At 41.1% G+C, this 15,731-nt stretch carries 14 protein-coding genes and 1 pseudogene; 7 read left to right on the forward strand and 8 right to left on the reverse strand.

Annotation, left to right across the window (positions count from 1 at the left end; genetic code table 11):
- Window positions 1-70 precede the first annotated feature (70 nt).
- The 5 genes from sodB (at window position 71) to DSM106972_RS15140 (ending at window position 3,896) form a co-directional block, all read left to right on the forward strand.
- On the forward strand, window positions 71-673 hold the full coding sequence (gene sodB, locus DSM106972_RS15120; RefSeq protein ID WP_127081473.1) for a superoxide dismutase [Fe]: 603 nt from the start codon (window positions 71-73) through the stop codon (window positions 671-673).
- 83 nt (window positions 674-756) lie between these two features.
- The gene (locus tag DSM106972_RS15125) at window positions 757-963 is read left to right on the forward strand and encodes a hypothetical protein (protein WP_127081474.1); all 207 of its coding nucleotides are present in this window, start codon (window positions 757-759) and stop codon (window positions 961-963) included.
- A gap of 88 nt (window positions 964-1,051) precedes the next feature.
- The gene (gene purM / locus DSM106972_RS15130) at window positions 1,052-2,077 is read left to right on the forward strand and encodes a phosphoribosylformylglycinamidine cyclo-ligase (RefSeq protein WP_127081475.1); all 1,026 of its coding nucleotides are present in this window, start codon (window positions 1,052-1,054) and stop codon (window positions 2,075-2,077) included.
- 247 nt (window positions 2,078-2,324) lie between these two features.
- Window positions 2,325-3,011: a PHP domain-containing protein gene (locus DSM106972_RS15135; RefSeq protein WP_127081476.1), complete on the forward strand. Its 687-nt coding sequence runs from the start codon at window positions 2,325-2,327 to the stop codon at window positions 3,009-3,011.
- Window positions 3,012-3,101: 90 nt separating this feature from the next.
- Complete coding sequence (locus DSM106972_RS15140; RefSeq protein WP_127081477.1) at window positions 3,102-3,896, forward strand: LmeA family phospholipid-binding protein; 795 nt, start codon at window positions 3,102-3,104, stop codon at window positions 3,894-3,896.
- Window positions 3,897-3,926: 30 nt separating this feature from the next.
- Here DSM106972_RS15140 and DSM106972_RS15145 read toward each other — a convergent pair whose 3' ends face one another.
- The 8 genes from DSM106972_RS15145 to DSM106972_RS15180 all read right to left on the reverse strand — a co-directional run bounded on the left by DSM106972_RS15145 (window position 3,927) and on the right by DSM106972_RS15180 (window position 13,462).
- Window positions 3,927-5,312, reverse strand: coding sequence for a UDP-glucose dehydrogenase family protein (locus DSM106972_RS15145; RefSeq protein ID WP_127081478.1), 1,386 nt, complete (start codon window positions 5,310-5,312; stop codon window positions 3,927-3,929).
- Between the two features lie 66 nt (window positions 5,313-5,378).
- The gene (locus DSM106972_RS15150) at window positions 5,379-6,317 is read right to left on the reverse strand and encodes a UDP-glucuronic acid decarboxylase family protein (protein ID WP_127081479.1); all 939 of its coding nucleotides are present in this window, start codon (window positions 6,315-6,317) and stop codon (window positions 5,379-5,381) included.
- Window positions 6,318-6,746: 429 nt separating this feature from the next.
- The gene (locus DSM106972_RS15155) at window positions 6,747-8,870 is read right to left on the reverse strand and encodes a cation:proton antiporter domain-containing protein (RefSeq protein WP_127081480.1); all 2,124 of its coding nucleotides are present in this window, start codon (window positions 8,868-8,870) and stop codon (window positions 6,747-6,749) included.
- Window positions 8,871-9,037: 167 nt separating this feature from the next.
- Window positions 9,038-9,691, reverse strand: a complete 654-nt coding sequence (locus DSM106972_RS15160; RefSeq protein ID WP_127081481.1) for an HAS-barrel domain-containing protein — start codon at window positions 9,689-9,691, stop codon at window positions 9,038-9,040.
- A 226-nt stretch (window positions 9,692-9,917) separates the two neighbouring features.
- On the reverse strand, window positions 9,918-10,112 hold the full coding sequence (locus tag DSM106972_RS15165; protein ID WP_127081482.1) for an NAD(P)H dehydrogenase subunit NdhS: 195 nt from the start codon (window positions 10,110-10,112) through the stop codon (window positions 9,918-9,920).
- Between the two features lie 98 nt (window positions 10,113-10,210).
- Window positions 10,211-11,524 carry a rod shape-determining protein RodA gene (rodA, locus tag DSM106972_RS15170; RefSeq protein WP_127081483.1) on the reverse strand — a complete coding sequence of 438 codons (1,314 nt, stop codon included), beginning with the start codon at window positions 11,522-11,524 and terminating at the stop codon, window positions 10,211-10,213.
- A 252-nt stretch (window positions 11,525-11,776) separates the two neighbouring features.
- The gene (locus tag DSM106972_RS15175) at window positions 11,777-12,853 is read right to left on the reverse strand and encodes an Mrp/NBP35 family ATP-binding protein (RefSeq protein WP_127081596.1); all 1,077 of its coding nucleotides are present in this window, start codon (window positions 12,851-12,853) and stop codon (window positions 11,777-11,779) included.
- Window positions 12,854-12,937: 84 nt separating this feature from the next.
- The gene (locus DSM106972_RS15180; protein WP_019492934.1) at window positions 12,938-13,462 is read right to left on the reverse strand and encodes an SRPBCC family protein; all 525 of its coding nucleotides are present in this window, start codon (window positions 13,460-13,462) and stop codon (window positions 12,938-12,940) included.
- Between the two features lie 643 nt (window positions 13,463-14,105).
- On the opposite strand from DSM106972_RS15180, the pseudogene hemF reads away from it, so the two are divergent.
- Both hemF and DSM106972_RS15190 read left to right on the forward strand, forming a co-directional pair.
- Window positions 14,106-15,145: pseudogene (gene hemF / locus DSM106972_RS15185) on the forward strand (oxygen-dependent coproporphyrinogen oxidase).
- 210 nt (window positions 15,146-15,355) lie between these two features.
- Window positions 15,356-15,730 (forward strand): STAS domain-containing protein, encoded by a 375-nt coding sequence (locus DSM106972_RS15190; RefSeq protein WP_073617666.1) that lies wholly within the window; start codon window positions 15,356-15,358, stop codon window positions 15,728-15,730.
- Window position 15,731 lies beyond the last annotated feature (1 nt).

The raw sequence follows: 15,731 nt of genomic DNA on the forward strand, positions 1-15,731 counted from the left end.
CAGAATATTAAGTTTTATAACAAGCGCTCAAAGCTCTAAACTAAAAACGGTAAAGAGAGGATTTCACACAATGGCATTTGAACAACCACCACTCCCCTTTGCAAAAGATGCGCTCGAACCATACGGCATGAAAGCCGAAACCTTTGAATATCATTATGGTAAGCATCACAAAGCTTATGTAGATAATCTCAACAAGTTGGTTGATGGTACCGATTTAGCCAACAAGTCACTTGAAGAGGTAATTCAAATCTCCTTCAAAGATTCTTCCAAAGCTGGCGTTTTCAATAATGCAGCCCAAGTTTGGAATCATACATTCTTTTGGAACTGTTTGAAACCTTCAGGTGGCGGCGCCCCTAATGGTGACCTCAGCGCTCGAATTGAGAAAGACTTTGGTGGCTATGATAAGTTCGCTGAAGAATTCTCAAATGCTGCTGCAACCCAGTTTGGTAGCGGTTGGGCCTGGTTGGTTGATGATGGTGGCAAGCTTTCTATCATGAAAACACCAAACGCCGAAAACCCACTTGCACACGGCAAAAAAGCATTATTAACTCTCGATGTATGGGAACACGCATACTATATCGATTTTAAAAATGCTCGCCCTGCGTTTATCAAGAACTTCCTTGATAAACTAGTTAACTGGGATTTCGTCGCTCACAACATGACAGCTGCCTAAGCTAGTAAGGGCGGGTTAACAAGGATTTTAAATTTCGTTTTAAGATATTTGTAAACCCGCCCCAACAGATATAATCCAAACGGATGGATAGCAAAGATATAGCCCATTACATCAATATCACAAACGGCGCCTCTAAACCTTGGCTGCTGGTTCAACTGCGACTCAAAAAGCTGCAAGAGCGTCGTGCCGAAATTTCTCACGAAGAATATGTAAAAGAATTAGAAGATATTCACGAAGATATGATGAAACTCGGTGAGTGGTGGCGTGGAAAAGAAAGTGAAGTTTTTTGATATTAGCTTTGTTAAAAAAAAATAAAAATTTGTATTCGTGTGATGATAGCCTAGTAAGTCGTTGGATTGATAACGGTGTTTTGACGACATGGATTACCGCGAGGCTGGAGTTGATGTTGAGGCAGGTCGAGCTTTTGTAAATCAAATTCGCAATTTGGTTCATAGTACGTTTAGACCTGAAGTTCTGGGTGGATTGGGTGGTTTCGGCGGTTGCTTTCAATTACCTTCTGGCTATAAGGAACCTGTGCTTGTGTCGGGTACCGATGGTGTGGGAACGAAGCTCAAAATCGCGCATATGCTCAACCGTCACGATACAGTTGGTATTGATTTAGTTGCGATGTGCGTTAATGATATATTGACCAACGGCGCCGAACCTTTGTTTTTTTTAGATTATGTCGCAACCGGAAAGTTAGAACCCGAACAACTCACTCAAGTCGTAGCAGGTATTGCTTCGGGATGTAAGCAAGCAGGTTGTGCTTTACTTGGTGGTGAAACGGCTGAAATGCCAGGATTTTATCAAGCTGGTGAGTATGACTTGGCTGGTTTTTGTGTAGGAATTGTTGAAAAAAGTCTTTTACTTGATACTTCACAGGTACAAATTGGAGATATTGCTATCGCACTACCAAGTACTGGTGTTCATAGTAATGGTTATAGCTTGGTACGAAAAATTATTAGCGATAATAATTTGGCATGGGATGATAAACCAAATATACTTGGTGGTAAAAGTTTAGGTGATACTTTTTTGACTCCAACACAAATTTACGTTAAGCCAATATTAGCAGCGCGCGCTTCAGGACTAGAAATTCACGGGATGGCACATATTACAGGTGGTGGGTTGCCAGAAAATTTACCGCGTTGTCTCGGTGCAGGTCAAGCAATTAAAATCGAATTGAATTGGACTATTCCACCTGTGTTTGAATGGCTCGCACAAACAGGTGATGTTGGTCAAGCTGCAATGTACAACACTTTTAATATGGGTGTTGGATTTGTTGTGATAGTTCCACCACAGCAAGCAGAGCAAACAATTAATTACTTTGCTTCATATAACATTACAGCTTCAAAGATTGGAGAAGTCGTTTCTGGCACCGGTGAATTAATAGGTATACCTACTTAATATTTGTATTAAAAGCAGCCCGGTTTCGTAGAAGTTACCGGGTTTAATTAATATGACCAATCGAAAATACTCATGACTATAAGCTTTTAAATTTGCTAACGTAGTCTTAACATATCGCAAAATTTTGCCACACATTATTACAAAAATCACGGTTGACACTACAAAATAGTGCTGAATGTGACAAAAATCATAGAAGGTGTATCTAAAAAGTAAAAATAAATACTATTTAACTTAAATAGAAGAGGTTATGACTGTAAATTTTGCTCGCACTGTTGCGTCTAAAGAGCTTTTAAAGGAAGTATTCCAAAATATTAGTGCTTCATCTTGCCCTCAATTTTATAACTTTCACCTGCACACAGTTTATTCAGATGGGAAGTTACAACCAGATGCGTTGATCGAACAAGCAATTGCTTATGGTTTGAAGGGACTAGCAATTACTGACCACCACGCAATTGGGGGTTATGAAGCTGCTATGTCATGGCTTAAAGATTGGAAATGGAAGAACCAAGGATGTAAAACACCACATTTGTGGAGTGGTGTAGAAATTAACGCCAATTTATTAGGCGCCGAAGTTCATATTCTAGGTTATGCGTTTGATGTTGAACACCCAAGCATGAAGCCATATATCCAGCGACGATGTGTGACTGGTGATGATTATGAAGCGAAAAATGTAATTGCCGCTATTCATGAAGCTTCGGGACTAGCAGTACTTGCCCACCCAGCGCGCTACCGAAGGGCGTTGTTTGAATTAATTCCAGAAGCAGCTAGGCTGGGAATCGACGCGGTAGAGGCTTTTTATGCTTATAACAACCCTAAACCTTGGAAACCCAGTACGATTGAAACTGAACAAGTGCTTCGTCTTGCAGACCAATATGGTTTGTATGCTACCTGCGGTACTGATACACACGGTTTAAGTTTATTGCAGCGTTTGTAATTGCCCAGTCGTTTTAAACGGATATACCGACTTGCTGTATTGTTCATATTTTGTTACAAAAATACATGGAAGTATAAATACCAAACGCAAATGTTCGGCGGACTAACTGGTTTAACAGATCCAAAAGGCACTGACTGGGGAGAGCGTATGCTCAACACAGTAGCGAGTCAGACTATTCGCCATTTGTTTACAAAAAGCGAGTCTGTCGAAGTCTCTGTGCGTTGCTTTCCAAGCAGCAAGTTATTGCAAGGTAGTATTGACAGTTTTAAGATGAGCGGACGAGGTTTAATGATTCGTCGCGACTTCGCAGTCGAGGAGATGTCATTTGAAACTGATGCAGTCGCAATTGATTTTAGTTCGGTACTAAGTGGAAAGCTAAAACTCAAGCAACCAACACAAGCTGTTGCCCAAGTTGTTTTATCTGAAGCTGGTATTAATCAGGCTTTTGGCGCCGAACTTGTCACAAAGCGTCTAGACAATCTATCATTACCACAATTAACTGAGCTATCAGGTGGTAATCCTGTTTCGTTTAAAGATGTTCAAGTGGAGCTTCTACCAGAGAACCGTTTGAAGATTATTGCTAAAGCTGATTTTAATAACGGCGAACTCATACCTATTATTATGACCGTTACTATTGGTATTCAAAAACGGCGCCGTGTTTCGTTTCAAAATCCAGAAATAGACCTAATTACTGTATCAGAAGAACAAAAGGATTCTTCAAAGACTTTGGGATTGATACTGGCAGAGATTTTAGATAATATGGTTGATTTAGACCGCTTTGACTTGGATGGCGTCAAAATGCGGTTAAACCGTTTGGAAACCGAAGGCAAAAATCTAATTTTTAGTGGTTATGCGGAAATTGAAAGAATTCCGCAAACTGGTTAAGTAATGGTGGGCTTCAGCCCACCCTACAGTTTATCGTCCGACACCGATATATTGGAAACCAGCTTTTTCCATATCTTGAGGGTTGAGGAAGTTACGACCGTCAATAATTACAGGGTGGCTCATCAACTTAGCCATTTTGTTATAGTCTAAGGTGATGAATTGTTGCCATTCGGTAACTAGTACCAATGCATCACAACCATCTGCAAGACGTTCAGCGTCAGTTTCTACTAATACGCCCGAAAGACCGTGACGCATTCCGGTTTGAGAAACGATTGGGTCGTATGCTTTAACTTTGGCGCCGAGACGATTGAGTTGTTCGATTAAATTTAGTGCAGGTGCATCACGTAAGTCATCTGTATCAGGCTTAAATGTTAAGCCGAGTAATCCTACAGTTTTACCTTTAAGAATTTTCAGAGCTTGTTGTAGTTTTTCTAATGCAATTAAACGCTGACGTTCGTTAACGCTAACAGCAGCTTTGAGAAGTTGAGCTTCGTAACCGTAGTCATCAGCAGTGTGAATAAGCGCACTAACATCTTTGGGGAAACACGAACCACCCCAACCAATACCAGCATTGAGGAACTTGCTACCAATACGTGAATCTAAACCAATACCTTTCGCAACTTGAGTAACATCGGCGCCTACGCGGTCGCAAATGTTAGCAACTTCGTTAATAAAGCTAATTTTGGTAGCTAAGAAGGCGTTAGCGGCATATTTAATCATTTCTGCCGAACTGAGGTCTGTTGCGAGTACAGGAACAGGGGCAGCAGTTTTATTTTCAGCAAACTGACGCTCGACAATAGGAGCATAAAGTTGCTTCATCAATGCGACTGCTCTTGGACTATTACCACCAAGTACAATTCGGTCGGGGTTGAAAGTGTCATAAACAGCGGAACCTTCGCGCAAGAATTCTGGGTTGCTAACAACATCGAAGTCTGCAACTTCGGGCAACCTTTCTGCGGGGCCACTACCTGCTGTAACTAATTGTTTTTGACGTTCTGCAAGACCATCCAGAACAATCATTCGCACCCAGTCACCTGAACCAATGGGTACTGTTGATTTGTTAACGATTACTTTGTAACCACCATTTAAATTGGCGCCAATGCTGCGGGCAACTGCTTCTACATAACGGGTATCACTTTCACCATTAGGTAGTGGAGGTGTACCAACTGCAATGAATAAAATTTCACCGTGTGCAACACCAGCGGCAATATCGGTGCTGAACTCAATTCTTCCTGATTGAATTGCACCTTGCATGATTTCAGAAAGCCCCGGTTCAAATATCGGAGACTGACCGGCTTTCATAATTTTGACTTTTTCTTCGTTATTGTCGATGCACACAACATCATGACCAATATGTGCTAAACAAGCACCTGTAACCAAGCCAACATAACCAGTACCAATTACACAAACACGCATTTTCGTTCAATTCCTATCTTAATTTTGTACAATGAAAGTGAGGTAATATTTAAAACTGTCTTTAGCTTAAATAGGCGCATTGCCCATGCGTTTACGGAAATCTTCTACTGTTAGTTTTAATCCTTCTGCAAGAGGCACAGTAGGTTCCCAATCAAGCAATGTTTTAGCTTTAGTAATGTCAGGACGGCGCCGACGTGGGTCATCAGAAGGTAAAGGTTCGTGGATTATCTCTGCATTTGGATTAATCATGTCTCTTACCGCTTCTGCTAACTGCAAAATCGTATATTCTCCGGGATTACCAATATTTACAGGACCAACATAGTCACTGTTCATTAAGCGAATAAACCCTTCAATCAAATCTGAAGCGTAACAAAAACTACGAGTTTGAGAACCATCGCCGTATACAGTTAGAGGTTTACCCTGTAATGCCTGGACAATAAAGTTACTAACAACACGACCATCATTTTCTAACATACGTGGGCCGTATGTGTTAAAAATACGAACCACTCGTATATCAACTTTATTCTGACGGTAGTAATCGAATGCTAATGTTTCAGCAATACGCTTACCTTCGTCATAGCAAGCGCGTAAACCGATAGGGTTAACATTACCTCTGTACTCTTCGCTTTGTGGATGTACATCAGGGTCTCCGTAGACTTCGCTAGTCGAAGCTAAGAAAAATCTGGCTTTAACGCGCTTCGCTAGTCCCAACATATTTAAGGTACCCATGACATTCGTTTTCACGGTTTTCACGGGATTGTACTGGTAATGTACAGGAGAGGCAGGGCAAGCCAAGTGGTAAATTTGGTCTACCTCCAACCGAATTGGTTCTGTGATGTCGTGGCGAATGAGTTCAAAGTTATGATTATCTAACCATTGCTGGATATTGCGCTTGTTGCCCGTGTAAAAATTATCCAAACAAATGACTTCATGCCCAGCGGTCATAAGTCTGTCGATAAGATGGGAACCAAGAAACCCAGCTCCGCCCGTCACCAAAATTCTCATACTTTTCCTGTGTTTAGAGATATTCACTTCAAGATGCGCTTGTATTTAGGGTACCCAGCACCAACCCAAAAATTCATCACTAACAAAATTTTGTCAGTATTTTTTCGCTTACAAGAGCCAATATTTGCTGCCAAGTGAGATTTAGACGTGTCTATCCACTGGTTGTAAATGCCACTTGCAAAATAACAAATATAGCTCGGTATAAATAAAGGAAAATTAAAGATTCACACAATCTTCAAAAAAACTTAACTTATACTATATGCTGAACTAGCGATAAATAAATGCCAAAAAGTGGTTGACAATACAGTGCTGAGTGCTGGGTCCTGAGTGCTGAGTCCTGAGTGGGAAATAACTTCTAACTCCTAACTCCTAACTCCTAACTCCTAACTCTAATCACTAACTCAGCACTCAGCACTTTGAACTCAGCACTTATACTACGGCGGTTTTACTTGCCACACCAGCAGTTGCAGTTGCCTCAATACCGCGTTGTGGTTCTCCGAGCATGACTATTGAGCATGTTAGTTGACGTGCTAACTGTGTTGTCACATCACTGATGCCTAAACCACCTGGTATTGTGTGATTACGTATGAAAGGTAGTACAACTAAATCGTAAAGTCGTGCGGCTTGAAGAATTGCTTGTGCGACGTTTTCATGGGCGATAATTTGGACTTCTGGTGGATTAGACAGTGATAGCTTCGATACGATTAGTGCTAACTGTGAACGTAATGATGCTATTTTGCTCGAACTTGTACGGCGTTCACATACGTTTAACACTGTTACTTGCGCTTGCAAACCTTCTGCTAAAATGTGCGCGAAATGCACGGGTTGTAGTACAGGCGCCATTAAATTTTCGACTGGTACTAATATACGCTGAATTTTTCTTGGTGATTCAACTAAGCGGGTGACGGCAACAGGACAATGTGATGCCCAAAGCACGTTATCTATAACATTTCCAAATAGCTTTGCTCGTATACCAGTACGCTTACCCCATCCCATTACTATCAAACTGGCAGTTTGCTCGCGTGCGGCTCTACTTATTCCTTGTGCAAAAGCATCGTCAATACGCAGTAGTGGTTCAGACTCGACGTTAAGAGCTTTTGAAACAGCGCAAGATTTAGCTAATAATCTTTCACTGCGCTGTAATGATGCTTCTAAACGTGGTGCATCCATTTGCGCGGCAGCTGTTGCAATTGCTAAGGGTATTATTTTACCATTTGCAACAGATGCCAATAATGCCGCCATTTCAATTAAGTGTTGCTGAGTGTGAGGGTTATATACGGGGACTACAATTGTAAACGGATTATTATTTTGATTGACAGATGGATAAACGGGTGCGGCTAAGTGTTTTTTTGCAACAGATGTATTTAAACCTACTGCTGCTCTGCTCGTAATTAATGGGCCAATTGTTGAAGTTACGAGCATCAAAAGAATAATACTATTAAATATAGATGGAGGTAGTAAGCCTGCTCGATAGCCTACGAGTGTTGCTGCGACAGTGGCGCCTACTTGTGGTAAAGATAATGACCACATTGTGATTGCTTCTCGCCAGTTATATTGATATAAATATTTTGCTAGTATTGCTGCGACTAATTTACTCAAGATTAAACCCGCAATAATAAAAGCAGGTAGTTGTAGAGTTGTTATGTTTCGAGTAAACGATGTCAAATCTACTAGTAACCCTAAGTCAACAAAAAAAATCGGTATAAATAATACACTACCAACAAATACAACTTTTTCTTTAACTGGGCCGTCTGCTAAAGCTTCATTAACTGCCAAACCTGCTAAGAAAGCTCCAACAATTTTTTCTATACCTATTAACTGGGCGCCGACCGAAGCAAGAAATACTACCAGTAATACAAATAAAAACTGATGTCCTTCGTCTTCACGTGAGCGTCGAAAAAATTCTTTCCCTGCCCAATCAAAACCGACTAAAACGACTGTTGCATATATAGTTAACCAGCCAATTAGAGTAATTAAGCTAAAAACGTTAAGCTGACTTGTGTGAACAGCTATGCATACAGCGAGTAGTAATAGGGCACTAATATCAGTAAAAACAGTGGCACCCATTGTGACTGTAACAGCTTCGTTGTTAGTTACGCCCAAACGATTAATAATCGGATAAGCGAGCAAAGTATGGGAGGCAAATAATGAACCAATTAATATTGCAGCATTCCAATCAAACCCAAAACTTCTTCCTACAGCAGTACCGACAATCATCGGTACACCAAATGTGAAACTACCAAAACCCAATGACCGATTTGCAGTGTGGCGAAACTGATCAATTTCAATCTCAAGTCCAGCTACAAACATTAGGTACACTAACCCAATATCTGATAGCAGGTTCATGGTTTGCGATTTATCTTGCAAAAAATTCCAACCATGTGGACCTAGTACCATCCCAGCCAAAAGTAAACCTACTACTCCAGGTAGCCGCAGTCGTTCAAATACAATTGGAACGACCAAAATAACTAGCAGTAAAATAGCAAAAGGAACAATTGGCTCCTTGCCAAGACCTTGAGATGTTGGTGCAAGTACTTGGGATATTAGTTCCATAGGTTGGTGTTTGGCAGGAGTGAAATGAAGAAAGCAGAGAATGTTTTCCTAATTACAAAGCTGACGCTTTTTTAATGAGTATTGTTGCTTTTATATTCTTTATATAAGGAAATAGTATTTTTAATGACAATTTGCGCCCTAATATGATAACCGCAGTTACCTATTGCTTATATATGAATTTGACTCAATATATATTTTAAACGGTCGTAATCGTCTTTGAGTAATATACTTAGAGTTCGACCCGCTTTAACTAACCATTCACGGTCAGCCTTGCGTAGTTGAAACACTTCGCGAATCGCCGCTGCCGTCAAAGAATCGATAGGGGCGCCGTTTATAGTTAAAAGAGTTCGTAAAAAGTCCATTTCCTCTGAAAATCGTATTATTGCATCGGATTCGCAGCGATAAACAGCCTGATGAATTTGTGGGGGACGAGGTGGTAAGTACTGATAGACAGCACCGTTTGAATTATTAGTTTTTGGCTGCTCAAACCCGATAATTGCGGCACGAAACTCTGTTTTAAGCATAGCAAAAATTTGGGGTTGTTCCTCACGTAAATCAGCGAGTGACATACCCAAAGCGCGCGCACGATGCACTGAGTCTATTGGCATGGTGGTGGCGTGATAAACAACAGCGTATATTTGATTGCCAGATTCCTCATCTTGTGATTTTACCCAGCTACCGAATGGGGGCATTGGGGGAAAGCTCAAATCATCTGGTTCTAAACACTGAGCTAAAATTTCTGTTGTTGTTGTCTCTATGACTTCGGCGATGTGATTTTCATCACGGTTACTGCGATTGAATTGTGGTAAAGGAAGGCGCATAGTCTTGAAAATTATAAATATAAACCCTAACATCTCATATTTATAATTTAATACGGATGTTTTGGTTTTTTATATATTAATCTGGCGCCTGTGATTGGGGCGGGTCTCGGGGTGGGTTTTGATTGGGGCGGGTTTAAATTGGGACGGGTTTCGGGGTGGGTTTCGGGGCGGGTTTAGCGATATCGTTATTAATAACGGAAATCTCGGTTAACCCGCCCCTACAGTATCATTTTCCTTTTTTGCGCCCTGCGGTTTCTACGGCTTCTAATTCCGATAAACGGAATGTGATTAATTTATCCCAATTACCACCCTCGAACAAAACGGCAACTTTACCATCGCTGACTCGTTGAACTAATCCTTCAAAGCGATAGTAGGTATCTGCAGGGTTTTTTACGCGAACGGTTGCTCCAGGCAGAATCATGGCTTTTACTCTTTTTATGGTTGGTTTCCTTTATATAGCTTAATGCTTGTTGGGCGAAGCGTAAAAACTCCTAACTCCTAACTCCTAACTCCTAACTCCTAACTCCAATATTTCTTTTTGGTTCGGAAGTTGGCGACTGATTCGACAATACCTAGGGATACAAAATTTGTTACCATTGCTGAACGTCCGTAGCTCATCCAAGGTAATGGTATTCCCGCTACTGGCGCCAGTCCAACGTTCATACCTACGTTTACTATTACTTGGAACACAATCATTGCTAAGACTCCAATTGCTAGGAGTGAACCAAAATTATCTTTGGCTGTTTGAGCAATATGTAGTAAGCGTAAGCAAAGGAAAGCAAAGACTGAAAGCAATATCAAGCAACCAATAAAGCCAAACTCTTCACCTACTGCAGAGAATATAAAGTCTGTATGTTGTTCAGGCACGAAATTCAACTGTGTCATCGGACCCTTGTTTAATCCCCATCCTAGCCACTCCCCGGCGCCGATGGCAATCCGTGATTGGTGTTGGTGATACCCAGTTGTTAACAGGTTTTGGTCGGGATTTAAAAATGATGTTAAGCGCCCTTTTTGATATTCTTTTAAAACGTGATTCCAAAGGAAAATACCTATTTCCCCACCTAGCATATTAAGTGCCCAGGCGCCGATTCCACTTACACCAAATCGTTTCCAAGGCAAAGTACGCCACCCAACAATACCCATTGCTACTGCCCAAATTAACCCCAAGGGACCAAATACCAAATCCTTGGAAAAGGCAATTGTAAAGGGCCATTGAATACTAAATAATATCGCGGCAATAATTGGTGAAACCATTAGTACTAACCAACCTGGATTCGCATTTGCCCAGTACAACATCCCTAAGACAATTGCTCCGAACACTAACGATGTCGCCAAGTCAGGTTGAATGAAAACTAATGCCCAAGGAATTGCGGTAAATGCCATCGCACGGAAAACGCTAGATAAATTCGATGCTGTAGTTTTATGTAATAGCGCCGCCAAAGTAATAATCATCGCCAATTTGGCAAATTCTGACGGTTGTACAGGTACACCAGCAATATTAATCCACCTTTGTGCCCCTTTTGCGCTTTTACCGATAATCATTACCGCAACAAGACTGATATTGACTGCGGTATATATATACCAGTGATACTCAAGTAGATTTTCGTAGCGTACACGAGCAATAATTAATGCAACACAGGCGCCGATTATAGAGACTATCCAGTGCCACCACCAATCTATCAAACCTTGGCTTAACTCGGTGCTGCGAATCATTAAGCCACCGAAAAAACTGACACCTACTACAACGAAGAACAATAGCCAGTCGATTTGCTGCCAAGGTTTAATCCAATACTTCCAGCGTGATTGGGAGCGCGAACTCTTTTTTAATAACATTGTACGATTTTAGACTTTAGCTTTATAGATTTTAAATTTAGTCGCCACTAAAAATCTGTATTCCCAGGTATCACCTGAGAACCAGAATGAAAATATTTTATTTTTTTATGCCAAAACTGTAACATCCCACACAGAAACCGGGCTTCTTGTTATAAATTATGCTAAAAATTCTAGTTTGTTACAAAGAAGCCCGGTTTCTTGAAAGCAACTTTATGCTAAAAATTCTAGTTTGTTACAAAGAAGCCCGGTTTCTTAAGGACAACTCAGAGCTGCAACAGATACTTTGCCTGCAATGGCTAGTGCAATTGAACGTAAGGCTTTTGCACTTGCTGAGTCAGGGTCTGCAGCAACAATTGGCACACCGTTATCTCCACCAACGCGGGTGGAAATTTCTAGTGGGACGCAGCCAAGTAGAGGTACATCCAATTCTTGTGCTGTTTTTGACCCACCACCTGAGCCAAATATATCGTATTGTTTTTCTGGCATGTCAGGAGGTATAAAATAGCTCATATTTTCTACTATTCCCAACACAGGCACGTTTAGCTGTTGAAACATCCGTAGTCCTTTACGTGAATCTAACAAGGCAACGGTTTGTGGTGTTGTGACTATTACGGCACCTGCCATTGGTACTGCTTGTGTCAATGTTAACTGAGCATCGCCTGTACCAGGAGGCATGTCAACGATTAAGTAATCAATATCACCCCATTCTACTTGGTATAGAAACTTACGGATAATACCGTTAAGCATTGGACCACGCCAAATTACAGGTTGGTCTTTATCAATTAGAAAACCCATTGATACTAACTTGACACCGTGATTAAAAGCAGGTTCCAATATTTCACCGTTTTCGGATGGGCGCACAATTAGCGGTGTGTCTGATAACCCTAACATTGTTGGGTCATTCGGTCCGTAAATGTCAGCATCTAGTAAGCCAACTTTGGCGCCTGTTTGAGCCAATGCCACAGCTACGTTAACTGCTACAGTACTTTTACCGACTCCACCTTTACCACTAGAAATGGCAACAATATTTTTTACGCCTTTAATACCAGTACGGTCGGGTAAATCTTTTTGCTTTGGTGTTTCTGCTGTAACTTCCACTGCCACATCTGTAACACCTGGTAGCTTTTTAACAGCCCTTTGACAATCTTCGACTATAAACTCGCGCAACGGACAAGCAGGTGTAGTCAACACTAATGTGAAGCTAACCAAAGAGCCGTCTATTTTGACGTTGCGAATCATGTTCAGTTCCACCAAACTTTTGCGGAGTTCGGGGTCTTGCACTGGTCGCAATACGGATAATACTGACTGTGTATCAAGAACATCATTAATCATGTTTTCCACCCTTACTGCCCCAATAAAATTTTTTTGTATCTAATCGGATTTTAACTGGCTATGGGGGTGGAGTTATGCTAACTAAAAATCGAAGCAACCAAATTGACGTGGTTTTCTCTTCCTTGACACTGCTTTTAATGCCGTTCCTTCTACTGCTTCAACTAGTGCGCGCGCTACACGGTCTGCGTAGGGACGCGAGAATGACCAAATTAACGGAGATAACCAGCCGCGTAATGTTACGGAATATGACAAACAAGTGCCGCAAACTGTAGACTCGACTTTATAAGTTATCCGTTCCTCAATACCCGGAAGTGCCAGCACCCTAATACTCAACAATTCTCTTGGGTTAACTCTTTCTACAAAAATACGAATCGGAATTGGTGATAAGCGCGTTACTGCTTCATATATCAACCCTGGTTTTGGAACTAATCCATAAGGTACATTGGTACTTTTTAACAGTGGATGCCAAGAAACATCAGCTATGTCAACAACTTTCTGCCAAAGTTCGTCAACTGAAGCCGAGCTAATTTCTCGGTATGTTCGTACTAAGGAAGCGCATATCCGGCGCCGTTTACGGTGGATAAACCTAGATAACCAACCTTGCATTTTAATTCGACCCTCCTTGTTATACGCGCTTTACTATATCGTTATGGCAATGACAAGTGTTTTAGTATCAATAATTTTGCGATTAAAATCTCTGTTCTCAGTCAGAACTTAATACTTTAAATAGGTAATCGTTATATACATATATCTCTCACTACAATAAGTCTTCCTTCTTACGGCATATACACAGCTATGAGAGAGTATGAATTTTTATAAACATTGCTTGTTGTTACACTAAAAGTGTGCATATAAGAATACTTTTATAGAACCTGCAAGAGTAAATATAAATGTTTATGCTGAAGTGGCGCCAGTAGTAAAAATAGCACTTTAATTGTTTGTGTATTTTTATGTATTAAGTAATATTGGGTTATTTGGGCTGTATTGCTTACTAGAAGAAGATTGTGGCAATTTTGATGCGATGTTAAGCATTCGTTAAAATAATAAATCGTATACAAGTAGATACACAATTTAAGAGAGAATAACTTAAGTTACGCCGACGCTTGTGTGTCAACAAAGGGGATATCACGTGTCCGGCTTGTGGTAGTAGCGTTTATTCTACGCTTGCAAGCAATAATCGCTGCACTACCCTATGGATTAAAAGCCATAAAAACAAAGAGTGAAAATTTTAATCTAGGTTTTGAGACTTATGTTGACAAACTCGCATTCTCCTGCTATCCAAACTTCTCCATCAAAATTTTTACCCCCAGACAACGCGAAAGAGCGAGTTAGTGCTTTCATGCGTCAATTACAAGACGAAATTGCTAACGGTTTGGAAGCAGTTGATGGTGTTGCCAAGTTTCAAGAAGATAGCTGGGAGCGTCCCGAAGGTGGTGGTGGACGTTCGCGCGTTTTACGGACGGGGCAATATTTGAACAAGCTGGTGTCAATTTTTCGGAAGTGTGGGGAGACCATTTACCACCATCAATTTTGACCCAGCGTCCTGAAGCTGCTGGACATCGTTTCTACGCTACTGGCACATCTATGGTGTTGCACCCCCGTAACCCTTATGTACCTACCGTTCATTTAAACTACCGTTATTTTGAAGCTGGCCCTGTATGGTGGTTTGGTGGTGGCGCCGACTTAACTCCGTACTATCCTTTTGCTGAAGACGCAAGTCATTTTCATAAAACTTTTAAACAAGCTTGTGATAAACACCATTCGGAATATTACCCAGTATTTAAACGTTGGTGCGATGAATATTTTTATTTAAAACATCGTAACGAAACACGCGGTGTTGGTGGGTTGTTCTTTGACTATCAAGATGGTCGTGGCTCCTTGTATCGCGGCCCCGACAACCACGGCCCAGCAGCTAATTACAGTACTGAAGTTGGCGAACCTACACAACGCACTTGGGAAGAATTATTCTCTTTCATTACAGACTGTGGTCGAGCGTTTTTACCTGCTTATGTACCCATCGTCCAACGGCGCCATAATACTGAGTACGGTGAACACCAACGCAATTTCCAACTTTATCGTCGCGGTCGCTACGTCGAATTCAATTTGGTCTACGACAGAGGAACTATTTTTGGATTGCAAACAAACGGACGTACAGAATCGATATTAATGTCGCTACCTCCGTTAGTGCGTTGGGAATATGGTTTTAAGCCAGAACCGAACACTCCAGAAGCAGAACTTTATGATACTTTCCTCAAGCCTCAAGATTGGGCAAATTGGTCGCATACCTAAAAAGACAAGAAAAGGAAGTAAAAAGAGTGATGCGCTTGACTAAAATGTAACATTCGTTTTTATTTCCAAGAAACATATAATGCCCACACCATAGTCATTTCGGCATGGTGTGGGTATTTATTCATAAAAAAAGACTGGATACTAGCGAGATAAAAGGTTATAAAAAATACTAGATTAGTTTTATTTCGTAGTGCCAGGGGAGAGATAAGCGTGATTCATATCGACCAGAGAACCTATAGCATTCAAGACGGTAATTGTGTAATTGTTCTGACCCCATCTGGGCGCCTGGATATTACAACAGCTTGGCAGTTTCGCCTGAAGTTACAGGAGTGCATATCCAAACTTACCCACCACGTTGTTGTTAATTTGGGTCAAGTCAACTTTATCGATAGCTCAGGTCTTACATCTCTAGTAGCTGGAATGCGGGATGCTGATAAAGTCAAAGGCAGCTTCCGTATTTGTAACGTTCATCCAGAAGCCAAGCTTGTTTTTGAGGTAACGATGATGGATACGGTATTTGAAATTTTTGAAACTGAAGAAGAAGCTTTAGAAGGTGTACCTCGCAGTCTCACTCCTCAGAATTAAA

The organism is Dulcicalothrix desertica PCC 7102 (assembly GCF_003991905.1).
Taxonomy (GTDB): domain Bacteria; phylum Cyanobacteriota; class Cyanobacteriia; order Cyanobacteriales; family Nostocaceae; genus Dulcicalothrix; species Dulcicalothrix desertica.